Origin of the sequence: Actinopolyspora mzabensis (genome assembly GCF_900101095.1) — a bacterium.
GTDB lineage: Bacteria > Actinomycetota > Actinomycetes > Mycobacteriales > Pseudonocardiaceae > Actinopolyspora > Actinopolyspora mzabensis.
In genome coordinates this window covers 346,811-369,216 of the sequence record NZ_FNFM01000001.1, presented here as the reverse complement: position 1 = coordinate 369,216, position 22,406 = coordinate 346,811, and the positions used below count along the sequence as shown (strand labels likewise).

Below are 22,406 nucleotides of genomic sequence, written 5' to 3'. Positions count from 1 at the left end.
TACAAAGCAACGGAGCTTTTGAATGAACATCGATGGCTGGACACAAACAATGGGTTCGGGCCCATTACTCGGCATAGCGGCGGCCGCGATCGCCGTGCTGCTGTTCCTGATCATCAAACTGCGAGTGCACGCCTTCCTCGCGCTGGTGCTGGTCAGCCTCGCCACCGCCTTCGCGTCGGGTATCCCGGCGAACAGCATCGTCGATACCCTCACCAGCGGATTCGGCTCCACGCTGGCCAGCGTGGCGCTGCTGGTCGGGCTCGGCGCGATGCTCGGCAGACTCCTCGAGGTCAGCGGAGGAGCCCAGTCGCTGACCGACGCGCTGCTGAGCAGGTTCGGCGAACGACGCGCACCGATGGCGCTGGGTATCGCCTCACTGATCTTCGGTTTCCCCATCTTCTTCGACGCGGGACTCGTCGTGATGCTGCCGATCGTGTTCGCGGTGGCACGCAGGCTCGGCGGTGGTGTGCTGCGCTACGGCCTGCCCACGGCGGGCGCCTTCTCGGTGATGCACATCTTCGTTCCACCGCACCCCGGCCCGGTGGCGGCGAGCGGGCTGCTGGGCGCCGACGTCGGGCTGGTACTGGCGCTGGCTCTCGTGGTCGCGATCCCGACGTGGTACCTGACCAGCTACCTCTACGGCCTCTGGGCGGGCAAGCGCATCGTGCTGCCGGTGCCGGAACTGCTCAACGGCGGTGCTCCCGTGGAGCAGGACGAGAACCCGCCCCGCGCACGCACCGTCATCTCGCTGCTGCTGCTTCCGCTGCTGCTGATCTTCGCCAACACCGGGCTGAACACCGCCGGTGAAGCGGGATGGGCGAACCCCGAAGCGGGCTGGTTCCAGGTAGCCCGCACCCTGGGTGCCACGCCGGTCGCGCTGCTGATCACCGTGTTCGTGGCTACCTACGTCCTCGGGACCCGCCGGGGACGCGGCCAGGACGTCATCGAGAAGCTGCTCGACTCCGCGCTCGGCCCGGTGTGCGCGATCATCCTGATCACCGGCGCGGGCGGGATGTTCGGCGGCGTGCTGCAGGCGAGCGGCATCGGCGACGCGCTCTCGGACGTGATGTCCGACATCGGAATGCCGGTGATCGTCGCCGCCTACGTGATCGCCGCGGTGATCCGCATCGCGCAGGGCTCGGCCACCGTCGCGCTGACCACAGCGGCCGGACTGGTCCAGCCGGTGGTGCTCGGACAGGACTTCAACTCGGTGCAGCTGGCCGCGCTGGTGCTGGCGCTGGCGGCGGGCTCGGTCACCGCGGGCCACGTCAACGACTCCGGATTCTGGCTGGTGGGCCGGTTCTTCGGGATGGACGTGAAGACGACGCTGAAGACCTGGACGGTCATGCAGACCACCATCGGACTGATGGGCTTCGCCATCGCCTCCCTGCTGTTCGTCGTCGCCTGAGTGGAGGACCCCTTGGTATCCGAACTGTTCGACCTGACCGGCAGGGTCGCGCTGGTCACCGGCAGCAGTCGCGGCATCGGCAACGCCGTCGCCAACGGGCTGGCCGAGGCCGGGGCCACGGTGGTGCTCAACGGCCGCGACCGACAGCGGGCAGCCGAGGCCCGTGACGCGCTGCGCGCGGCGGTCCCCGGAGCCGAGTGCGACGTGGTTTGCTTCGACGTCACCGCCGAGACCGAGGTCGTCGAAGGGGTGGCCGAGATCGCCGACCGGCACGGCGGAATCGACGTGCTGGTCAACAACGCCGGCTTCCAGCACCGCGAGTCGATGTTCGACCTCTCGGTCGAGCGCTGGGAGGAGGTGCTGCGCACCGACCTGACCAGTGCCTTCCTCGTGGGGCGCACGGTGGCGCGCGACATGGTGCGGCGCGGCAGCGGCAGGATCATCAACATCTGCTCGGTGCAGACCGAGCTCGCCCGGCCGTCGATCGCGCCGTACACGGCGGCCAAGGGCGGGCTGCGGAACCTGACCAGGGCCATGACCGCCGAGTGGGCGGGCAGCGGCCTGCAGATCAACGGCATCGCACCCGGCTACATCGCGACCGAGCTGACCTCGGCCCTGGTCGCCGATCCCGAGTTCAGCGGCTGGGTGACCGGGCGCACTCCCGCCGGTCGATGGGGCAGCACCGACGATCTGCTCGGCCCGGCGGTGTTCCTGGCCTCGGACGCAGCGTCGTTCGTCAACGGGCAGATACTGTTCGTCGACGGCGGCATGACGGCCGTGGTCTGACCGGCGGTGCGCCGGTGATTCCGGGTGGGGCGGCCCATCGTGGACCGCCCCTTCCCGGCCGCGCGACCGATGCCGGGCACGGCGTCGCGTGCCAGTCGCGGCCACTCGCACGGCAGGAGCGGCCACTCGCGTGGCATCGGTGGGGGGTCACCCGCGCAGGAACTCCAGCAGGTCCGCGTTGATCGTCTCTGCCTGCGTTGTGGGCATACCGTGCGGGAAGTTCTCGTAAGTCCGCAACGTGGCGTTGCGCAGCAGCTTCGCCGACAGCGGCCCGGAGGCCACGTAGGGCACGACCTGGTCGTCCTGGCTGTGCATCACCAGCACCGGGACGGTGATCCGCTTCAGGTCCTCGGTGAAGTCGGTCTGCGAGAAGGCGACCACACCGTCGTAGTGCGCCTTCGCGCCGCCCATCATGCCCTGGCGCCACCAGTTCTGGATCACCGCTTCCGAGGGCTCCGCGCCGGGCCGGTTGAAGCCGTAGAACGGGCCCGCGGCTATGTCGCGGTAGAACTGCGAGCGGTTGGCCGCGAGCTGCTGCTGGAAACCGTCGAAGACGTCCTTGGGCAGGCCGTCCGGGTTGCTCTCGGTTCGCACCATCAGCGGTGGCACCGCGCAGAGCAGCGCCGCCTTGGCGACCCGGCTCTCACCGTGCCGGGCCAGGTAGCGGACTACCTCACCGCCGCCGGTGGAGTGGCCCACGTGGATCGCGTTCGACAGGTCGAGGTGCGCCGTCAGCGCGGCGAGGTCGTCGGCGTAGTGGTCCATGTCGTGACCCTCGCCGGTCTGCTCGGAACGCCCGTGGCCGCGCCGGTCGTGCGCGATGACCCGGTAGCCGTGGTGCAGGAAGAACAGCAGCTGGGCGTCCCAGTCGTCGGCCGAGAGCGGCCAACCGTGGCTGAACACGATCGGTTGCCCCGCGCCCCAGTCCTTGTAGTAGATCTCCGTGCCGTCGTTGGTGGTGATGGTGCCCATGCGATGTCCCCCGAGATCATCATGGAATGACGCGGCGGGGTGTCGCCGCGTGCCCGTACGGTCGCACCACCTCACGCTCCACGCAGGCCGGGAGGGGCGCCCCAGGGCATTCCGTCACCGGTTGCGCGCTCGGGTTAGCGGGACGCGTCGAGACCGCACGCGTGATCCGGTTTCAGTGCGGGGCGGGATGTTTCATGTGGGGGGTCGAAATGTGTCGACGGAGCCCAACAGCGGCTGGAATTACCGAATTCGAGCTCCGCCGAAAATTCATCCGAATGCAGCAACGAGATTAGTCGGTAGGTACTAGAAATCCCGCGGCAGTGCGGATGCTCTGCCGCGGAGAGATTCAGCGACGCTTTCCGTTGCTCGGTAGTCCCGCGGAGCTGGTTCGCACCGAGTTGCCGTACTTCTCCTCTTTCCGATCGGCGGCGTCCTGCTCCAGTGGACGCTTCAGTCTTCCCTTGACCGGACCCTGGATGTCCTGGCCCTTCCCGGTTTTCCTCGACTTCTTGCACTTGTAGGCGTTGCGTCGCGAACCGGAGATCTCTTGTTGGATGGTTTTGCTGTACTGAGCCCTACCCATGGAGTCATCGAACCACCGCCGTCAACGGGTTTTCGACGATCCGGTCGCCACACGAGGCGAATTTACGAGTACATGTCTCCCACCCGAGACCGACGCGCTCGTTCCGGTCGGTCGGAATTTCCACGGCTGCCGCGGAATCAAGGGGATTCGGTTCGCTCCAGTTCGGCGCGGATGGTCTCCGGATCGCGCCTTCCGGAGCGGTGGGGACAGCCCTGGCAGGTTGGCTCCGGTTCGGGAGCCCGTTCCAGCAACTCCTGCCAGCAGTGCCAACAGGTGGGGCACTGGATCCAGTCCATCTCGCTGGGGCGCGCCATCGGCAGCGCCGAACCACACAGGCTCTCGGCCGCCGGAGATCCGTCCCACTGCCTGCCCCGGAAGGCGTGCCGCTTCGACTCGGGGGCCGGGATCGGCATCCAGAAGTGCGGGGCCGGATCGTTTCCACTGGTCATGCCTTCCTCACCTTCAAACTAGCAAAACAAGCAATCAAAGCCATTGTAGCTTTATTAGCTAAACAAGCGAAGCGAGCAGCGTCGACCGATCGAGCGAACTATCTTCGGACCATGTCCGATCGACTGCTGACGAGCGGGGAGCTGGCGCGAGCTCTCGGGATCTCACACCGGTCGATCACCCATTACGCCAAGACAGGGCAGCTGGAGCCCAGCTTGACGACTCCCGGTGGTCAATATCGCTGGGAGCTCGACGACGTGAAGCGCCAACTCCGCGAGCTGAACGAGAAACGCCGCAAGAGCCAGTCGACCGCGTTTCCAGTGCACTGCTTCACTCACGCGCCACGATATTCCTCGGCGATCGAGAGCAGCAGTTGCCGCGCCTCCGCACCGAACAAGGCGTGTTCCCGGAAGTGGGCGAACAGGTTCAGGTGGTAGGTAACGTCTCGGTGGTCGCGCAACGCGACCGATCCGGAGAACAACTCGGCGGTCACGAGCCGATCGTCGTAGACGACGAACACGTTCAACGGTGAAGCTCGTACCAGCGCGTCGTCGGGAAGCACGGCCAGTTCCACGTTCCGCAGGTTCGCCACCTCGATCATGTGGTGCAGCTGATCCACCATGACGTCCGGTTCGGCACGCTTCGTACGCACTGCTTGCACCGTCAGCAGGAAACGGAAGCGTCGTGACTCGTCGTGCAACGCACCCTGACGTTCCAGCCGTGCGCGTACAGCACGCTCGATGTCACGCGCCGGTCTGCCTTCGACGCCCGGAGTCAAAGCGGCTCGCGCGTACTCTCGCGTCTGGAGGAGCCCGGAAGGAGCCGCGGGAAGGAACTGGCGGACGACCGAGGACGAATCGACAAGAGACTTGATCTCGGCTTGCCTACGCCAAATTCCCACCCGAGCCGAGGAGCGCAACGAGGTGTACTCGATGTTCGCGGCTCTGGCCAGCGAAAGTAGCTCCTCCCTCGTTTCGCGCGGGACGTCGAGAGCCCTCATGATCCGCTCGGTATCCGCGACGGTCGGCACGATTCGACCGGACTCGATTCGGCTGATCTTGGACTGGGACATCGCGGTCCTGACCGCCAGCCTCTCGCCGGAGAGCCCGGCCGCGTCACGCAGTTGCCTGAGCGTCTCAGCCAGGCTCCTGCGGTCCCGCTGCTCAGTGTCGGGTTCGAGCATTCCAGTCGCTCAACGTCTCGGCATGTGACAAGGCTGTGTCCCGCCACGCCAGATACCGCGTCAAATCGGGATTCTCCAGCTGTTGTCTGGTGACCAGAGTGCCGTCGGAGTCGAAACACAACTCCACCACCAGCGACTCGTCGAACAACCAGAAGTCGTGCGGGGGAAGGTCGAACTCCAGGTCGGTCAGGTCGAGAATCCGGATGTCTTCTCCGGCATCGAGATTACCGGGAATCCCCCAGGCAAGCTGGTAGCGCTGGTACTCGCTGAGCGGCCGACGGACAGTCCGAACACGTCCGATGGTCTTACCGGCCGCCGAGAACGCACGGACCCGCTCGTGCCACCTCGAATTGTGCCCCTCCGGTTTCGATGCCCCGGCCCGGAACAGCCGTAAGTTCTCCTGCTCCCTGCTCATGTTGTAGGTGGACTGGCATTCGAAGCGCCAGGCGGAACGCTCACACTCGACGAACCTCCTGCCGAACTCCTCGGCGTCCAGAAGCACTTCAGTACCTCCCCGAGTCCTCGCCCGGTCGCAGCGCCGCCGATCCGGACAACGCCGCCACAGCGTGCAGCACGGTTTCGACCGGCAGCTCGACAGCGGCTTCCCCCGAGCTCAACGTGGGGCCGTCGCGAATCGGCACTTGATCGCCCCGCACAACCGCTGTTCCAAGGTCCGAGAGGTAAACAGCCGGACATTCGTCGTCGTCACAGCCGGAGACCTTACGTAGTTCCATGTCCGGAAGCATCGATCACGGGACCGATCCGGACAAGGCCGTATTCACGATGTCGCATAACCGGGTTACGCACGTGGTCTTCCGTGCCATCGATGATGTTGGGCAGCCTGATCCTCACGGCAGTTGAACGAAAGGAGACAACCTGCAATGGGCAAACGCGACACGGACCGGGACGGACAAGGACAACCCCAACCGGACAAGTGGGAGAACTGGGGCGAGAAGGGCGACGGGAACAAACACGAGAGCGACGACGAGAAGTAGGCGAAGTGACCGATTGGCGCGACAGGCTCACCGTCCCCCGTGCTGGTTTCATACCGTCCGTGATCTGGGATGACGATCCGATCACTGGTGGATTCCGCCCGGTCTTCAAGGAACGGGAGCCTGAACGCTGGCATGGGATGGTGGCGGCGGACGAACCAGTGACGACACAGGTCGACGACGGGACAGAGCCGGTGAGAGGTGTTGGGTTCCTGCCGACCAGCTCCTGCAGCAAACCGTCCGTGGTGGCGGACGTGCTGGACGTTCTGGACATACGGACGGGCCACCGGGTGCTGGAGATCGGCACCGGAACCGGCTGGAACGCCGCTCTGCTGATCGACCGAGCCGGCCGATCCGGGCGGGTGGTCTCGGTCGATGTCGATCCACGAGTGACCGAAGGAGCTCGGAATGCTCTGGCAACCGAAGGCTACTTTCCACTGCTGGTTACCGCGGACGGTGTCGAGGGTTACCCGGCCGAAGCGCCTTACGACAGGGTGGTCGCCACGGCATCCGTCCGGTCGATTCCTCCCGCATGGCTCGACCAAACGCAGGCCGGTGGCTTGATCGTGGCACCGTGGGGCACCGACTACGGTGAGGACGCGCTGACGCGGCTTCGAGTGCAAGAGGACGGCTCGGCATCCGGTCGTTTCGGCATGCGGCTCGCTTTCATGCGGGTGCGGGGTCAACGTCGGAATTTCCTGGATCCCACGGACAAGGAACTGCTCGGTGCGGAGCGGTCAGTCACCGCACGAATTGGCCGCGAGCTGTTCGAGATGCTCGATTTCGAGCATGCCGCGTTCACGATCGGACTTCGGGTACCGCACTGCTACCCGACAGTGGTGGACATCGACGAGAAGCACCGCCACGTCGAACTACACGATATCCGTTCGGAGTCATGGGCACGGGTGATCCTCGTGCGTGACGAACATCCGTGGATCGTCCATCAACTCGGCCCGCGCCGACTGTGGGACGAGGTGGAGGCGGCCTACACCTGGTGGTCAGATACCGGAAGGCCAGGGCCGTGGCAGTACGAACTCACCGTGACTCAGGACGGCACACACACGGTTCGAGTGGATGCAGCGGACGGTGTGCTCTCCTGGAACATCCGTGTCTGAGGCCTCGGTGACACCGCGAACAGCTACCTTGTGCATCCGGTTGATGCTGGAAAGTGGCATGATCCGATCATGCGCTGTCGAACGAGCACGAAGGCCGGTAAGCCCTGCCCCAACGGGGCGCGTCCCTCCGGGCTGTGCCACATCCACGACCCGGCGGTGCAGTGCGGCGGGACCACAAAAAGGGGCACCCGATGCACGGTCGCCACCGGCGGTGGACGGTGCGAATACCACGGAAAGACCCGCACGAAGAACTCACAGCTCGACCTCTGGCAAAACCGTCGGCAGAAAGCCGATTCCGGAAAACGCGCCGAACGGATCACGGTGTTCGACCCGGTACTCGGACCGATCAACACCGATGCCTATCCCCCGACAGGCACCAGCAGCACGGTCGGCCGGCCAAAATGATTATTCCGGAGAACTCCCCGTGAAACGGGGGAACCGACCGGATGTGGAGCTAAGCCCGCCCCTCGATGCGCGCGTGCAGCGCCGGTAGAGCGACGTCCCGCACGGATGCCACGAGATCCGTGACGCCCCGTACCACTTGCCGGAACCCTTGCAGCTGAAGCTCGCGAAGCGCCGGTGCGACCTCCTCGCTGAGCATCTCGGGCAGCACTTCCTGTGCTTGACCCACGCAGGGTATCGATCGGGTAAGACAGCCACGGTCGGCTCACACCCTGGCCAGCCCTGTATGAACCCGCCGACTCGCGTGTTCGGGAGTTCGAAGCGGCATCGGTTGCAGCGGCGGGACCGGTTCGAGCGGTCTCGTTCTTCCCTTCGCTCGGTGGTTCCCGAGCGTAGGTTGACCTCAAGCTCGATCGAAGTCCTAGCGTCGCCGCCGAGACAGCCGAAGAGGAGGCATCGGCATGACTGCCGCAACCGGGCTTCACGAGTGGATCGCTGCGCGGACACGCTCCTTGCCACTCGGCCCCCAGACGCCGCCGCTGCCGGAGTCGCTCTCGCGAGCCGCGATAGTCGGCCTGGCATCGTCGGTTCGCTCCGCCGGGGAGTTGGTCGCTGCCTCCCGTGTCCTGCTGCGGGGCCTGGTCGAACGAGCCGGTTTCCGGGCGGTGGCCATCGAGGGCACCAGTGAGACGGCCTTGGCACTCGACCGCTACGTCCGCACCGGAGATGGGGATCCGGCCCGACTCATCGCCGCGAGCCAGGGCTTCCTGCGCACCCGTGAGGCGCTGGACATCGTGCGGTGGCTGCGCAACTGGACCGAGGCGCACCCGGACGACCCGGTATCGATCGTGCACGACGGTGCCCACGTCAAGCGCCCCGTCGGCCTCGCCGAGATCGAAACGTACCTGGCCAGCAGCGATCTCGCTTGGCATGCCCGAACCGGGCAGCGGATCGTGCACCTGGGCGGTACTGCCCACGTCGTAGCTGGTGACCCGCGCACCGTGCCACCCGATCAAACCCACCGCAACGCGGGCGGGATCATGCGCGCCGAGCTCGGGGGCGACTACGGCGTCGCCGCCCTCACAGTGGGCTCGGGGAAGGCACCGTTCCCCGTGCCGCCTCCGCCGTACGACTTCACCGAGCACGCGTTCGCCGAGGTGCCCCACGAGGTAGCACTCCTGGAGCTGGAGAACATGACCGGTGCTCCGCAGCCGGTGACCGACTGGTCGCGCAGCCCGCTGCGCACCCGCATGATCGGCCCCCACTACGAGCCGACACGCGACCACGACTTCCGAGTCGATGCGGGTCCGTTGCACGAGTGCCTGGACGTCCTGATCCACACCTCACGGATCACCGCCACCAAGCCACTGACTCCCGCGTAGCCGCTTCGGAGCCGCGGAGCGGAGCTGCCGCGTGCGAACGGTTCGCGGTGTCGTGCGGTGGTTTCCCCGGCTACCCCTTCCAACTCGGTTGGGCCCGGTTGAGCTTCAGGTACGCGGTGAAGCAGCGGTCGCAGAACGGCCGGAGGTGCTGCATCCGGCGGTCACGGGCGGCGGGAGCGTCGGCGTAGTCGTGCCCGCCGAGCGTGCTCACCCCGCCGCCCTCGGTCGGCAGCGCGTCCAACGTGGCGTGCTGGTGCGTGTCGCCCTCCGGCACGAACCACGACACCACAACCCGGCTGCTCTCCTCACTGATCTCCACGCAGTTCCCCCGTTCCACGACGGCCCGGCCCAGCTCGCGACCGGATCGCACGGCACTGATCGCACTCATTACCCACAGCATCGACGTGGTTTGGACTCGTGCACAGTGGCTGAATGGGGGTCATCGCGGGGTAGCTCGGTGACAGACTGGCGTACACGGTCGGCAACGATCACCTCAAGGCCGCACGGCACGCGGCGGAATCGGCTCGCGTGGCCGGTGAGTACGTGAGTCGCGCCGAGCGGCGATGCGTGCCAGCCGGGTCGATCCGGGAATTTACGCCTACACGCACTGCTAGGCCGCCGAGGATCGCGGCCTACGACGGGGATGCCCATACCGCCACGCGGATGCTTAACCAAGCCGATCGCCTGATCGAGAACGCTCCCGATCCCCAAGAACTATCGGACGGTTCGTACTGGCACATACCGCCTGTCCTCAATGGGCACAACGGATTCGTGCTGCACGCCCTCAGAGACTTCTGGCAGGCCCGCCGGACCGCGAGGGAATCTCCGGAAGCAATGTCGGAAGCCTGGACTCGCGCCGAGTGGGCGGCGGATCACCGTGCCCTCGCCGGATGGGAGGGCGACGCTGCCACACAGCGGATTCGCGAACTCGATTGAACCCCGATTCGACTGCTCTCCAGCCGAACAGTTCCGCACCCTAGGAGCCGCTCCGGGGCGCATTCGTATATGCACGCTCGGTCACGAACGCAGAAGAGCCCCCTGATCGAAACCAGAGGGCTCGTGTTAACTTACTTCCGCCAAGGTTCAGTTAACAGTGCTGAGCGTAGCACGGAATACGCTTCCCTCCGCATGCGGTCCAGGCAGCGTGTGGGTAGGGCTACAAGTCCTGGCCACGGTTCACAGCCGTGCGGCTCGCGGTTAGAGGGGGTGAAGTCCGCGCGTCAGGCAACGCACGATCTAGGCGAACCCGGCCGTGTACTTGGTAAGCCCTGGCGCTCACGCTCGTGTAGCCCGGCCATCATCCCGGCAATGCGCGTAACCCCCGGCTCGGCGCGGGTGTAACACCCCGCGTGGGGTGAAGCTCCAAAGTCACAATTCCGGTATACCGAGAGTCTTCACCTCCCCCTCGATCCCGGGAGAGGTGTGTCGAATACACGGCTCCCCCGAGATCGAGGGGGGCTCGCAGCCTTACGGGTCCACGCGGGACCCGGGACTCGGGGATCGCCTCCGGCTCGCAAGAAAAGAGGACGGCGGCCTGGCTCCGGGGCTGAGTGAGGCTGTCGGGGGCTGCGGTCTGCGACCAGGATCAACCCCGGAGGCACGGGAGGTCTCTCAACCTCACGGAGTCAGCACCTAATCAGCACAGCGCCGAGCAATGGCAGGAAACCGGAGCAATGAAACGGTTCGCCGAACGGTTTCGCAACGTCACTGAACAGGCATTTCGACAACCGTGACCGGGGGCGCGGCACAAGCCCCCGGTTTACGACCTCACACGTTGAATCGGAACTCCACCACGTCGCCGTCCTGCATCACGTACTCCTTGCCCTCCAGCCGGACGTTGCCGGCGGAGCGGGCGGCGTTCATCGAACCGGCCTCGACCAGGTCCTCGTAGGAAATGATCTCGGCCTTGATGAAGCCGCGCTGGAAGTCGGTGTGGATGGCTCCGGCGGCCTCCGGCGCGGTCGCGCCCTTGCGGATCGTCCAGGCGCGGGCCTCCTTGGGCCCGGCCGTGAGGTAGGTCTGCAGCCCCAGCGTGTGGAAACCCGCCCTGGCCAGCGCGTTCAGCCCCGGCTCCTCCTGCCCCACCGAGGACAGCAGCTCGCGGGCGGACTCCTCGTCCAGCTCCAGCAGCTCCGACTCGACCTTGGCGTCCAGGAACACCGCGTCGCCGGGCGCCACGAGCTCGCGCAGCTCCTTGAGCTTGGCCTCGTCGTTGAGCACGCCCTCGTCGCAGTTGAAGACGTAGAGGAACGGCTTGGTGGTCAGCAGGTTCAGCTCGGCGAGCTCGGGAACCTCGGTGCCGCGCCCCGCCGAGAACAGGGTCTTGCCCTCCTCCAGCACCTCCTTGGCGGCCTGCACGGCCTCCACGGCGGGCCTGCGCTCCTTCTTGGTGCGCGCTTCCTTCTCCATGCGGGGCAGCGCCTTCTCGATCGTCTGCAGGTCCGCGAGGATGAGCTCGGTGTTGATGGTCTCGATGTCGCTGGACGGGTTCACCTGACCATCGACGTGAACCACGTTCGAGTCGTCGAACACGCGGATCACCTGGCAGATCGCGTCCGCCTCACGAACGTTGGCGAGGAACTGGTTACCCAACCCCTGCCCCTCGGAGGCCCCCTGCACGATCCCGGCGATGTCGACGAACGACACGGTCGCGGGCACGGTGCGCGCCGAGTCGAACATCTCGGCGAGCCTGTCCAGCCGCTGGTCCGGCAGCGGAACCACACCGACGTTGGGCTCGATGGTCGCGAACGGGTAGTTGGCCGCGACCGCATCGTTGCGGGTCAGCGCGTTGAACAGCGTGGACTTGCCCACGTTGGGCAGGCCGACGATTCCGAGAGTGAGGGTCACAGCTGTCCAAGTCTAGGAGCCCGATTCGGATCACGGTCAGGCGGGCGAGTCGAGCACCCGTCCGTCGGGGTGGGCTACTCACGGAGCCGAGTCAGCACTCGGTCCAGTGCCTGCCGCACCGCCTGGGGGACGCCCTCGTTCCGCAGCTCGGTCATGACCTGCTCGTTGATCCCACCGGGAGTCGTGTGCCTGTCGGCCAGCTCGGTGAGTGATTCGGTGTTTCGCAGCAAGGACCGGCCGAGCTGGCCGAAGACGTGTCTCGTGTACGTGGTCGCGGATTCGTGATCGACGCCGTGCTCGGCCATCCAGCCCGCGATGGTGGTGAGGTGGTCGAGATGGGCTGCGAAGGTCGCGGTTGCCGCGCTGATCGCCTCCAGGGCGGCCTCGTGCTCGGGAACGAGCAGACCGCCGACCCGGCCGAACAGTTCACGAGCTACCGCGTTCTCCGGGTACATCGCCGTCAGACCTCGACCGCTCTCCGATTGGGGCAGCGGAACGGCTCGGACGATTCGACCAACCGGCGCGGCCCAGTCGTACAGCTGTGCCAACGGCACACCGGCCACCGCGCTCAACACCACGTGGTGAGGTCGGAACCTCAGCTGGGTGACGACACCGTGAGCGACCGGTGGTCGTACCCCGAGCACGATCGTCGTGGCGTTGTCCAGCACCTCCTGGTTGCTGCCGCACACGTGCACGCCTTCGAACCGTTGGGCCAGTGCCCGCCCGACATCGCGCCCTCGGGGCGAGAGGAAGACCACGGGCGGTTCGGCTTCGCCCGCGTGCAGGCCCTCGACCAGAGCGGCGGTGATCTCACCCGTGCCGACGAAACCGTACGTGGTGGGAGACGAATCCTCGACGGACCCCGTGATGCGGTACTCGTTGGTACGAGAATGTTCCGGCTCGATCATGTTCGGCATGCTGCCTCGCACCCCCGACAGGCTCGGCCGTGCCATACGCCGTCGAACACCGGAGGTTCGTCGAGCGAAACGTCGTCAACCGTCGTGAGCGGCGGTGTCAGTAACCGCCGCCGTCCTCCTCCTGTTCCCCGTCCTGCTGATCCCCGTCCTGCTGATCCTGTTGCTCCTGTTCCTGCTCCTGCTCCTGGTCCTGCTCCTGCTGCTCCTGCTGCTCCCCGCCACCGGGCCCCTGCTCGCTCTCCTCGCAAGAACCCGCTGTCAGCAGGGCCAGGGCGGCCAGCACAGCACCGAACCAGCGGATGAAGTGACGTCCATGATTCATGCCCCGAAGATAGATGTCCGGCTCCGGCTCCGCAGGCACGGCGTGCCCGGAGCGACTCCGGGCACGACTCCGCTAACACTCGCCCGCGAGAGGGCTCCGCAATCCGGCCAACCACCGGAAGAATGACACCTCAACGGAGGTGGAATCTCCCTTCCGGTCGCCGGATCGAGTGGTTTCAACACATTACCGACCACCGACGAACAACCAGCGGGCAAAATCGATCCCGACCGCGCGAAGAAATACCGGAGAACCGTTCCCGGACGAGCGGTCACAATTGACCGGAACCAAAAGGAGATTCAATGTCCATCAACCGGATGCGTCGCATGTCCGTTCTGACGGCAGCGATGACCCTCTCCGCGCTCACGACGCTGGGGGCACTACCGGCGGGCGCCTCGACCACCGAATACGCGAACGCCCTCCCCACGAACGCGGCCCCGGATCGCACGGCCCCGAACTGCATCACCGACCGGGAGGACAAAGGTAAAGTTTACACGACGGTGTGGGTCACCAACGAATGTAAACGGTACTATCGGGTTAAACTCATCATGGCTCGCGGCGCGGACAGCCGATGTTTCTCGATACGACCGGGACAGACCAGAATGAGCAAGTCCCGAGGCGTCAGCCCCTATCTGGAACGGGTGGTGCTGTGCTGATCCGGATTCCTCCTCCCGATTCTCGATGACGTTCACTCGGCCGATCGATCACCGGTTCGCCGTCCGGTGGCCAGAGTTCGAGTGGCGAATCGATGTTCGGCCCGAAAGGTCCCCGGTCCGCACCTCGGACCGGGGCACCGCATCGTCCGGGCGTCACGGACCAACGGCGAACTGCTCCGGACCGCCGCGCGACCGGAACACCCCTCGGCCGGTCCCCGGGCGTACGGCCCCGCGCACCCGAACCATCGTGTCCGATTTCCGCTGGTGAACGGCTCGCAACTGGTGGCAGGCTCGACTCATGCTGGTCACACCGCAACAGGCCTACCGCGCCGTGACGTCCCGGGACATCCGGTTCGACGGATGCTTCGTGACCGGCGTGCGCAGCACCGGTATCTACTGCAGGCCCTCCTGCCCCGCGCGCACCCCGAAGTCCGGCAATGTCGAGTTCTTCGCCACGGCGGCAGCGGCACAGCAGGCCGGTTACCGCGCGTGTCGCCGCTGCCTGCCGGACGCCGTGCCGGGCTCGCCGGAGTGGAACCTGCGGGCCGACCTCGCGGGGCGCGCGATGCGGCTGGTCACCGACGGGCTCGTGGAGCGGGAGGGCGTGCCGGGGCTGGCCGCGCGGCTCGGCTACTCCACCCGGCAGTTGACCCGCGTACTCACCGAGGAACTGGGGGCGGGGCCGCTCGCGCTGGCACGCGCCCACCGGGCGCACACCGCGCGGCTGCTGATCGCGACCACCGAGCTGAACTTCACCGACATCGCCTACGCCGCCGGCTTCGCGAGCCTGCGCCAGTTCAACGAGACCGTTCGGGAGGTGTTCGCCACCAACCCGACGGGACTGCGGGCGCGGACGACCCGGCCCCGCAGTCCCGAGGGGCTCCCCGCGGGCACGTTGCGGCTTCGATTGCCGATGCGGCTGCCGTTCGACGCACCTGGCACGCTGGGATTCCACTCAGATCATGCCGTCGATGGCGTGGAATGGACGAGCGGAAGCGGTTACGGCCGGACCCTGCGACTGCCGCACGGTCACGGGGTCGCGGAACTCACCCCTCGAACGCACCACCTGGCGGTCACCCTGCGGTTGACCGAACTCCGCGATCTCGGCAGTGCGGTGGCACGACTGCGCAGGCTGTTCGACTTGGACTGCGATCCGGTTGCCGTGGACGAGGTGCTCGGCTCCGATCCCGCGCTGGCCGGAACGGTGGCGAGGACACCGGGAGTGCGGCTGCCCGGCAGCGCGGACGGCACGGAGACCGCGGTTCGGGCACTGCTGGGCAAAGCGGGGCCCGAGGAAGCCGGACCGACCGGCGACGGGCGCGCCGAGCTCTCCAAGCTGATCGCCGAGCTCGGCGAGCGAGTCCCCGCTCTCGACGGGACGAGCGAGGCCGTGCTGTTCCCGACCGCCGAGGCGCTCGCCGACGGAGCGGCGCGCGCGCTACCCGGATCCGGCGACAGCGCGTCAGCGATCCGCGGGCTCGCCACCGCGCTGACCAGCGGGGCGCTGCGCATCGACGAAGGGCGCGAGGGCGCGGAACTGCGCGAGGAGCTGCGGGGAGCGGGTCTCGGGGAACGCGCCGCCGAGCACGTGAGCATGCGCGTGCTGGGTGAGCCCGACAGCTTCCCCCTCCCCGACGGCGCGTTACGTCGCGGCGCCGGACTGCTGGGCCTGCCCGACGACGCCGCGCTGCTCGATCGCGCGCGGCAGTGGAGCCCGTGGCGCTCCTACGCGGCGGTGCACCTGTGGCGGGCCGCTCGGAGCGCCCCAAACACGACGAACCACGAACACCACCCCGAATCCACGACGAAGGAGCCGACATGACAGCCAAATGGTCCATGATGGACACCCGTTTCGGCCCGTTCACCACGATGGTCGACGGCGAGGGCACGGTACTCGCCTCCGGGTGGACCGGCGCCGTCGACGAACTGCTGCCGCTCATCGCGGAACCGCTACGGCCGCACGAGATCCGCAAGGCCACCGACCTCGGGGAGGTGAGCCGCGCCGTGCGCCGGTACCACGAGGGCGAGCTGGACGCGGCGGCCGAAATCCCGGTCTCCCAGCGCTCCGGCCCGTTCCGGGAACAGGCCTGGCGGGTGTTGCGGGAGATCCCCGGCGGCAAGTCCGTCAGCTACCGCGACTACGCGGCGCTGCTCGGACGTCCCGAAGCCGTGCGGGCCGCCGCTGCCGCGTGCTCGCACAACGCGGCGGCGCTGTTCGTGCCGTGCCACCGGGTGCTGCGTGGCGACGGCTCGCTCGGCGGATTCCGCTGGGGACTCGAACTGAAGCGACAGCTCCTCGACCACGAACGTGGTTGATGGTGTGCCCGCTCGGCCTGCGTAATTGGTTCCGTGGCGGAACCTCCGACGGCGCCTCGCTGCGGGTGCCCCGACATCGGGTAGCGACCTACACAACGTCGGGACCGTCCTCGTGAGGCACTCGCCGGAGAACCCGCGGCGGTGCCGGGGGCAGTGTGGCGGTAAGCGGCTGCGCCGCTTGGGAGCAGCTCGGTTTTTCGGTCCGGTCGGGACTTTGGTTGCGGGACCGTGCGTGTCGCAACACGAGTGTCCCCGGTGCGTGAGGCGGATGCATTGCAAGGCCGGGCCGCCTCGCAGCGTAGGTCGCTACTCAAGAGCGGCCCAACGCCGCAAGGCGCCGCCTCACGTGCCGGCTAGCCGACCCCGTACGCAACCGGCACCGTCACCCAGCAACATCAGGTGCGGGTGGAAGTAACCCCTCCGATCTCACCGTTGCGGAACGCCTCGACGAACAGCCGGTAGTCGTCGCGCACCACGTCGGCGTAGTTCATCGCGAAGTCGCAGAGCCAGTCCGCGAACTCCTCGTCCTTGCCTTCGAGCACCTTCGAGATGGCGTCCTCGGTCTGGAACGGAACCAGTGTCTGATCAGAGTCCGAGTCCGCGACGCAGTGGATCTTGGCGATAGCGCGCCCCAGGTAGTCCACCACCGGCCGGATGTCATCCGGCTCGGTGAGTTCACCCCAGTCCAGATCGGACACGTAGGGCGAGACCTCGGAGACCACGTAGCCGGTGCCGTCGATCTCGGTGTAGCCCAGCAGCGCATCGGCGTGCGCCTGCAACGCCCGCTGCGACATCGCGGTGCGCTGGCCGTGGTGCAGGAAGTAGTTCCGGATCCCCTCGTCGGGCACCACCGCGGCGGGGGCGGCCACGTTGCCCTGCTTCATCGACAGGATCAGGTCGTTCTCCAGCGCCTCGTTCTCGCCCTCGATGAGCACGCTGTAGGCGGGCAGCCCCGCACTGCCGATGCCGAAACCGCTACGCCCCACCACGTCCTTGACCTCGTAGGCGATGTCGCGCATCTTCTTGTCCTGCGGAATCGTGGTCAGGTAGCGCTGGAACGCCTCGATGACGCGCTGGTACTCGTCGTCGCCGAGTCTGCGTACCCCGACCCCGTCGCGGAACTTGCGGTCGTAGCCCTCGGTCTCGGTCTCGCGGTCGAGCAGTCCTCCCCTGCTGCGCAGCCTGGCCTGCTGCAGCACCTGGTGGATCGGCCCGTCGGTGGTGCCGAGGTTCAGCGAGAAGGCCGCGTCGTCGTCACCGGCCACGAAGTGCCGCACCTGGTCGATGTAGGAGTGGGTGGCACGGCGGATGAACTCGACGATGTCCTCGTCGGGCAGCGCCTTGCTCCAGCCGAGCAGCGCGATGCTGGCGGCGAACCGCTGCAGGTCCCAGGTGAAATGTCCGAGGTATGCCTCGTCGAAGTCGTTGACGTCGAAGATCAGCACGCCTTCGCCGTCCATGTAGGTGCCGAAGTTCTCGGCGTGCAGGTCGCCCTGGATCCAGACCCGGCTGGTGCGTTCGTCCGCCCAGGGGTCCTTGAGTCGGGCGACGTCGGAGTAGAACAGGCAGGCCGTGCCGCGGTAGAAGGCGAACGGGGAGGCGGCCATCTTGCGGAACTTGGTGCGGAAGGCGGCGGGCTTGTGCTCCATCAGTTCGGAGAAGGTCTCCACCAGGGTGTTCACGATGTACTCGCGGCGAGCATTCGGATCGTGGGTCTCCAGCATGCTGGACAGCTCGGACATGAACCGACCTTTCCCGGCCCGGTCGCGACGGGCCGCGGTATCGACACTGCTCGGTTGGGTTCACGCACCGGCACACCGAGTTGAGCACCGGCCCGACCACGACGGGGGCAGGTGGTGAATGCGGTGCGGGGTTACGCCTCGATCGCCAGTGACGAACCGCCGCGCGACTTGCGCACCCGCAGGCGTACCGGAATACGCTGCCGCAGTTCGTCGACGTGCGACACCAGACCTACCATCCTGCCTCCGGCGCGCAGGTCGTCCAACGCGTCCATCACCAGGTCGAGTGTATCCCCGTCCAGGGTGCCGAAGCCCTCGTCGATGAACAACGTGTCGAGCATCGCGCCGCCGGACTCATCGCTGACCACGTCGGCCAGCCCCAGAGCCAGCGACAGCGAGGCGAGGAACGACTCACCGCCGGACAGCGTTTTGGTGGAGCGCGTCCGACCCGAGTAGTCGTCGATCACGCGCAGGTCCAGCCCGCCGCGTTTGCCGTGCGCGCCCTGCTCGTCGGAGTGCACGAACGCGTAACGCCCGTCGCTCATGTGCCGCAGCCTGGCGGAGGCGGCCACGGCGACCTCCTCCAGCCGCGCGGCGAGCACGTAGGAGCGCAGTGTCATCAGGCGGGCGTTCTGTCCCTGCCCGTTGATCACGTCGGTCAGGGCGTGCAGTTCGGCGAACTCCCGTTCGAGGGGTTCCAGTTCCTTCCAGGCCTGCCGCAGTTCCTCGCCGAGCTCGGCGAGTTGCGAGCTGCGGTGACCGAGATCACCGAGCACCGCGGTCGTGTCGTCGGCCAGCCGCCGCGCCTGTTCGGCCGCCGCCGCGGCCCCTTCGGTGTCGACCTCGGTGTCGGCGGAGACGTCCGGCAGCTCGTCGAGGGTGGCCCTGGCGGTCGCGGCGCGGCGGTCCACCTCGGTGATCCAGTCGGCGAGTTCGTCGATGCGCTGCTGTTCCCGCCGTGCCGCCAGCGCCGTCTCGGAGCTGTCGAAGCCGTGCTCGGTGGCGATCCGCGCCAGCGCTTCGCGTTGTTCGTTCTCGCGGGTGACGGCCCTGTCGTGTTCGCCGCGTGCCCGCACCGCGCGTTCGAGGCGTTCGGCGAGTTCGAGCAGGTGTTGCCGTCGCGCCGGGACCGTGTCGAACTCGCCGCGTGCCTCGCGCAGCCGTTCTTCCCGTTCGTGGACGGTCTCGACGAGTGAGTCCCGGCCGGAGCGCGCGGCGCTGATCCGTTTGTCGAGTTCGGTGCGCCTGCCGCTCAGCAGCTCGGCTTGGTTGTTGAGCTCGGCCAACCGTTCGGCTCGGTGCTGCCGCTGGTCGGCCAGCTCGCGCAGGTGGTCGCGTTCGGCCGCGGCCCGCTCGAACTCCGCGCGCAGTTGTGCTTCGGTACGTTCGCCGAGCTGTTCGCGGAGGCGGGTGTGGTCCCGTTCGGCTTCCTCCAGTTCGCCCCGCGCGTGGTCCCTGCGCTGTTGGCGGTCGTGCTCGGTCTCGCGGGCCTGCCGTTCGTCATCGGGTCCGACGGACGACTCGCCCGGTTCGGCCGGGTGCGGGTGCTGTCGTGAGCCGCAGACGGGGCAGGCCGTGTCGGTTTCGAGTCGGGTGGCCAGTTCGGCGGCCATGCCCGCAAGTCTGCGTTCCCGAATGTCCTGCAGCTGTTCGCGCGCTCTCTGGTGCTCGTCGACGGCGTGCTGTGCCCGTTCGCATGCCGTGTCGCGTCGCTTCTCGGCCTCGGGAAGTTGCCGGGCGGCTTCCAGCGCCCCGTTCAGCTCGTCGCACCTGGCGGTGACCGTCTCCAGCCGTTCGGGGGCCTGTTCGGCTTCGTGGGCCGCGGTGCGGGCCTGTTCGAGTGCCTCCGGCAGCTGGTGCTGCTGCTGGGCGAGTTCCTCGTCGGTGGTGAGGTCGGCGGCGATGTTCTCGTCGAGTTCGGTGATCCGCGCTCGGTCGTGGCGCTGCTGCTCGGCTTCCTGCTCCCGATCGGCCAGCACCGCTGCTTCCTCGCGGTAGCGCAGCGACCGGGTGTGCAGTTCGTCGGTGTCGACGGCTTCCTTCTCGGCGGCCCCCTTCCCGGTTGGCGCCGGGCCGTCGGATTCGTGACCGGGACAGTCGGCCAGGGCGCGGTGCAGCTCCTGCTCGGCCTCCCGCAGCCGGGTGGTGCTGCTGTCCAGTTCCCGGGCCGCGTTGAGCACGGGGGCCGCGCGGCGTGCCGCGTCGAGTTCGACATCGGCGGCCCGGTAGGTCTCAGCCAGGGCGGCGAGTTCGTCGAGCTCCGCGCGGGCGTCGCGGACGCGGCGCACCTTGCCCGCGAGTTCACGCTGCCGGGCCAGGGTCTCCTCGGCCTGTTCGCGTTGCCGTCGAAGCCGCTCGTCCTCGGCGCGGGCGTGCTCGTAGCGGCGGGCGAAGCTCCGCTCCGTCTCGTCCAGCCATTCGGCGCGGTCCGCGCCCTCGTCGGGTTCGCTGCCCGCGACCTGGGCGAACCGGGCCAGTAGTTTCTCGCTGTGCTCCCGTGCGCTGTGCAGCTCGGCCCGGCGCTGCTTGCGTCGCTCGCCGAACCACTGCTCGATGCGGGAGAACTGCCGGGTGTCGAAGAGCTCTTCCAGCAGATCCGCCCGCTCCTTGGCGTCGGCGCGCAGGAACCGCGCGAAGTCGCCCTGCGGCAGCAGCACGACCTGGCAGAACTGTCCCGCGTCCATCCCGAGCAGCCGTTCCACGGTCGGACCGACCTCGTTGGGACGCGTGATCCCCTCCCGCGGCTCACCCTCGGGTGGCTCGTCGAGCCAGGTCAGCGTGGCCTTGGCCTTCTCCTTGGTGGTGCCCGTACCGGTTTTCTTGGGCCGCTCGTACTCCGGGTTGCGCTCCACGCGCATCCGGCAGCCCTGCACGGTCAGTTCCAGCGAGACCCGGGTGGGTGTCTCCGGCGGCGCCGTGTCGCAGCGCAGCGCCTTGGCCTGGTGCCGGGCACCGGGGACCTGGCCGTACAGCGCGAAGGTGACGGCGTCGAGCACGGTGGTCTTGCCCGCCCCGGTGTCGCCGTGCAGCAGGAACAGCCCGTCCGCGCCGAGCTCGTCGAAGTCGACCCGCTGCCGGTCCCGGAACGGGCCGAAGGCCGACAGTTCCAGGTGATGCAGTCTCACCGCCGCACCTCCGCGATGTTCAACTCGGACAGCGCCAGGTCCAGCAACTCACCCTCCGAATCGGACGGTTCCTGCCCCCGGCAGTTGGCGACGAAGTCCCGCAGCAGCTGCGGCTCGTCGCGACCGCGCACCGCCTCCGAGTATCGCAGCGAGGCACGGGCCCTGCCGCCCGCCGGTTCCCACTCCATGTGCACGGCGTGGGGGAACCGCTGCTGCAGCCTGCGCATCCCCTCCACCGGCCGGGCCTCGTCGGTGACCGTGGCCGAAACATAGCAGTCGGTAACGGATTCGTGCTCGGGGTCGTGCAGCAGTTGTTCGAGAGTTCCGGACACCGTGGCCAGTTCGCGGGGCACGGGCAGTTCGATCCGGCGCGTCTCGGACAGCCCCTCGGAGTCCAGTTCGACCAGCCACACCGATTTCCGCTGCTGTGCCTCGGAGAACGAGTAGGCCATCGGGCTGCCCGAGTACCGCACCCGCTCGGTGATCCGCTGGCAACCGTGCAGATGCCCCAGTGCCACGTAGTCCACCCCGGCGAACACGTCGGCGGGCACCCGGTCCACCCCGCCGACGGCGATGTTGCGTTCGGAGTCGCTGCTGCCGCCACCGGTGACGAAGGCGTGCGCCAGCACCACGGACCTGGTGCCGGGGTCGCGGCCGGCCAGTTCGCCCCGCACCCGGTTCATCGCCTCACCCAGCACCGCGGGGTGACCGCGCTCGACGTCCTCGGCCGCACCGGGCGCCGTGCTGGTGCGCAGCACCTGCCGAGCCGGGTCCGGTTCGAGGTAGGGGATGCCGTAGAAGGCCACCGGTCCGTGCTCGTCGGAGAGCACGGTGGGCTCGTGCAGGGTGGCGACGCGGGTGTGCAGGTGCAGCCCGCCGGCGGCCGCGAATCCCGCGAACGCGCCGACCCGCTGCGGCGAGTCGTGGTTGCCCGGGGTGACGACCAGCCGCGCGCCGGTACGACGGAGCTGTTCGAGCACGTCGACACAGGTCTGCACGGCCTCACCGGAAGGCACCGAGCGGTCGTAGAGATCCCCGGAGATCACCACGACGTCCACGTTCTCGGCACGGACGATCTCGGCCAGTTCGGAGAGCACCCGCCGCTGGTCGTCGAGCAGGTCGTGGCCGTGGAACGTACGGCCGATGTGCCAGTCCGAGGTGTGCAGCAGGCGCATGGCCGCACGCTATCGACACACCGCGGTGGTTCGATCACCCCG

The 22,406-nt window shown here is 67.6% G+C and carries 22 protein-coding genes; 8 read left to right on the top strand and 14 right to left on the bottom strand.

Annotated elements, in window-relative coordinates; genetic code table 11:
- Nucleotides 1–22: 22 nt before the first annotated feature.
- Together BLR41_RS01625 and BLR41_RS01620 are read left to right on the top strand one after the other, a co-directional pair.
- Nucleotides 23–1,408, top strand: a complete 1,386-nt coding sequence (locus BLR41_RS01625) for a GntP family permease (protein ID WP_092625622.1) — start codon at nucleotides 23–25, stop codon at nucleotides 1,406–1,408.
- Between the two features lie 12 nt (nucleotides 1,409–1,420).
- Nucleotides 1,421–2,194 carry an SDR family oxidoreductase gene (locus BLR41_RS01620; protein ID WP_092625620.1) on the top strand — a complete coding sequence of 258 codons (774 nt, stop codon included), beginning with the start codon at nucleotides 1,421–1,423 and terminating at the stop codon, nucleotides 2,192–2,194.
- Nucleotides 2,195–2,341: 147 nt separating this feature from the next.
- On the opposite strand, the gene BLR41_RS01615 is transcribed toward BLR41_RS01620, so the two are convergent.
- The 3 genes from BLR41_RS01615 to BLR41_RS01605 all read right to left on the bottom strand — a co-directional run bounded on the left by BLR41_RS01615 (nucleotide 2,342) and on the right by BLR41_RS01605 (nucleotide 4,198).
- Nucleotides 2,342–3,166: an alpha/beta fold hydrolase gene (locus BLR41_RS01615; RefSeq protein WP_092625618.1), complete on the bottom strand. Its 825-nt coding sequence runs from the start codon at nucleotides 3,164–3,166 to the stop codon at nucleotides 2,342–2,344.
- A 346-nt stretch (nucleotides 3,167–3,512) separates the two neighbouring features.
- Nucleotides 3,513–3,749, bottom strand: a complete 237-nt coding sequence (locus tag BLR41_RS01610) for a hypothetical protein (RefSeq protein ID WP_092625616.1) — start codon at nucleotides 3,747–3,749, stop codon at nucleotides 3,513–3,515.
- Nucleotides 3,750–3,886: 137 nt separating this feature from the next.
- Complete coding sequence (locus tag BLR41_RS01605) at nucleotides 3,887–4,198, bottom strand: hypothetical protein (RefSeq protein WP_092625614.1); 312 nt, start codon at nucleotides 4,196–4,198, stop codon at nucleotides 3,887–3,889.
- A gap of 111 nt (nucleotides 4,199–4,309) precedes the next feature.
- Between BLR41_RS01605 and BLR41_RS23760 the strand changes: the two genes are divergently transcribed.
- Complete coding sequence (locus BLR41_RS23760) at nucleotides 4,310–4,633, top strand: helix-turn-helix domain-containing protein (RefSeq protein ID WP_176797760.1); 324 nt, start codon at nucleotides 4,310–4,312, stop codon at nucleotides 4,631–4,633.
- Here BLR41_RS23760 and BLR41_RS01595 read toward each other — a convergent pair.
- From BLR41_RS01595 to BLR41_RS23290, 3 genes are read right to left on the bottom strand one after another with little or no spacing between them, the layout of a single operon-like run.
- Entirely contained in the window at nucleotides 4,531–5,379 is an 849-nt protein-coding gene (locus BLR41_RS01595; RefSeq protein WP_092625612.1) for a helix-turn-helix domain-containing protein, read from the bottom strand. The genes BLR41_RS23760 and BLR41_RS01595 overlap by 103 nt on opposite strands.
- Entirely contained in the window at nucleotides 5,360–5,881 is a 522-nt protein-coding gene (locus BLR41_RS01590) for a DUF6879 family protein (RefSeq protein ID WP_092625610.1), read from the bottom strand. The genes BLR41_RS01595 and BLR41_RS01590 overlap by 20 nt, the downstream gene beginning before the upstream one ends.
- 1 nt (nucleotide 5,882) lies before the next feature.
- On the bottom strand, nucleotides 5,883–6,020 hold the full coding sequence (locus BLR41_RS23290; protein ID WP_245693701.1) for a hypothetical protein: 138 nt from the start codon (nucleotides 6,018–6,020) through the stop codon (nucleotides 5,883–5,885).
- 545 nt (nucleotides 6,021–6,565) lie between these two features.
- Here BLR41_RS23290 and BLR41_RS01580 point away from each other — a divergent pair.
- Nucleotides 6,566–7,486 (top strand): methyltransferase domain-containing protein, encoded by a 921-nt coding sequence (locus tag BLR41_RS01580; protein WP_176797759.1) that lies wholly within the window; start codon nucleotides 6,566–6,568, stop codon nucleotides 7,484–7,486.
- Nucleotides 7,487–7,940: 454 nt separating this feature from the next.
- Here BLR41_RS01580 and BLR41_RS22655 read toward each other — a convergent pair whose 3' ends face one another.
- Nucleotides 7,941–8,117, bottom strand: a complete 177-nt coding sequence (locus BLR41_RS22655; protein WP_176797758.1) for a hypothetical protein — start codon at nucleotides 8,115–8,117, stop codon at nucleotides 7,941–7,943.
- Nucleotides 8,118–8,349: 232 nt separating this feature from the next.
- On the opposite strand from BLR41_RS22655, the gene BLR41_RS01570 reads away from it, so the two are divergent.
- On the top strand, nucleotides 8,350–9,270 hold the full coding sequence (locus BLR41_RS01570) for an erythromycin esterase family protein (RefSeq protein WP_092625604.1): 921 nt from the start codon (nucleotides 8,350–8,352) through the stop codon (nucleotides 9,268–9,270).
- A 70-nt stretch (nucleotides 9,271–9,340) separates the two neighbouring features.
- On the opposite strand, the gene BLR41_RS01565 is transcribed toward BLR41_RS01570, so the two are convergent.
- The 4 genes from BLR41_RS01565 to BLR41_RS22650 form a co-directional block, all read right to left on the bottom strand.
- Complete coding sequence (locus tag BLR41_RS01565) at nucleotides 9,341–9,658, bottom strand: hypothetical protein (RefSeq protein WP_245693699.1); 318 nt, start codon at nucleotides 9,656–9,658, stop codon at nucleotides 9,341–9,343.
- Between the two features lie 1,379 nt (nucleotides 9,659–11,037).
- Entirely contained in the window at nucleotides 11,038–12,117 is a 1,080-nt protein-coding gene (ychF, locus tag BLR41_RS01560) for a redox-regulated ATPase YchF (protein WP_092625602.1), read from the bottom strand.
- 74 nt (nucleotides 12,118–12,191) lie between these two features.
- Complete coding sequence (locus tag BLR41_RS01555) at nucleotides 12,192–13,034, bottom strand: NAD(P)-binding domain-containing protein (protein ID WP_218119847.1); 843 nt, start codon at nucleotides 13,032–13,034, stop codon at nucleotides 12,192–12,194.
- A 97-nt stretch (nucleotides 13,035–13,131) separates the two neighbouring features.
- On the bottom strand, nucleotides 13,132–13,356 hold the full coding sequence (locus BLR41_RS22650) for a hypothetical protein (protein WP_176797757.1): 225 nt from the start codon (nucleotides 13,354–13,356) through the stop codon (nucleotides 13,132–13,134).
- Between the two features lie 299 nt (nucleotides 13,357–13,655).
- Between BLR41_RS22650 and BLR41_RS01545 the strand changes: the two genes are divergently transcribed.
- The 3 genes from BLR41_RS01545 to BLR41_RS01535 all read left to right on the top strand — a co-directional run bounded on the left by BLR41_RS01545 (nucleotide 13,656) and on the right by BLR41_RS01535 (nucleotide 16,325).
- Nucleotides 13,656–14,009: a hypothetical protein gene (locus BLR41_RS01545; RefSeq protein ID WP_092625598.1), complete on the top strand. Its 354-nt coding sequence runs from the start codon at nucleotides 13,656–13,658 to the stop codon at nucleotides 14,007–14,009.
- A gap of 298 nt (nucleotides 14,010–14,307) precedes the next feature.
- Entirely contained in the window at nucleotides 14,308–15,831 is a 1,524-nt protein-coding gene (locus BLR41_RS01540) for a DNA-3-methyladenine glycosylase 2 family protein (RefSeq protein WP_092625596.1), read from the top strand.
- Complete coding sequence (locus BLR41_RS01535) at nucleotides 15,828–16,325, top strand: methylated-DNA--[protein]-cysteine S-methyltransferase (protein ID WP_092625594.1); 498 nt, start codon at nucleotides 15,828–15,830, stop codon at nucleotides 16,323–16,325. Before BLR41_RS01540 ends, BLR41_RS01535 begins: the two co-directional genes overlap by 4 nt.
- Before the next feature lie 395 nt (nucleotides 16,326–16,720).
- On the opposite strand, the gene BLR41_RS01530 is transcribed toward BLR41_RS01535, so the two are convergent.
- The 3 genes from BLR41_RS01530 to BLR41_RS01520 all read right to left on the bottom strand — a co-directional run bounded on the left by BLR41_RS01530 (nucleotide 16,721) and on the right by BLR41_RS01520 (nucleotide 22,364).
- Nucleotides 16,721–18,067, bottom strand: a complete 1,347-nt coding sequence (locus BLR41_RS01530; protein ID WP_092625592.1) for a DUF2252 domain-containing protein — start codon at nucleotides 18,065–18,067, stop codon at nucleotides 16,721–16,723.
- Nucleotides 18,068–18,198: 131 nt separating this feature from the next.
- Nucleotides 18,199–21,189, bottom strand: a complete 2,991-nt coding sequence (locus tag BLR41_RS01525; RefSeq protein WP_092625590.1) for an AAA family ATPase — start codon at nucleotides 21,187–21,189, stop codon at nucleotides 18,199–18,201.
- The gene (locus BLR41_RS01520; protein ID WP_092625588.1) at nucleotides 21,186–22,364 is read right to left on the bottom strand and encodes an exonuclease SbcCD subunit D; all 1,179 of its coding nucleotides are present in this window, start codon (nucleotides 22,362–22,364) and stop codon (nucleotides 21,186–21,188) included. The genes BLR41_RS01525 and BLR41_RS01520 overlap by 4 nt, the downstream gene beginning before the upstream one ends.
- Between the last annotated feature and the right edge of the window lie 42 nt (nucleotides 22,365–22,406).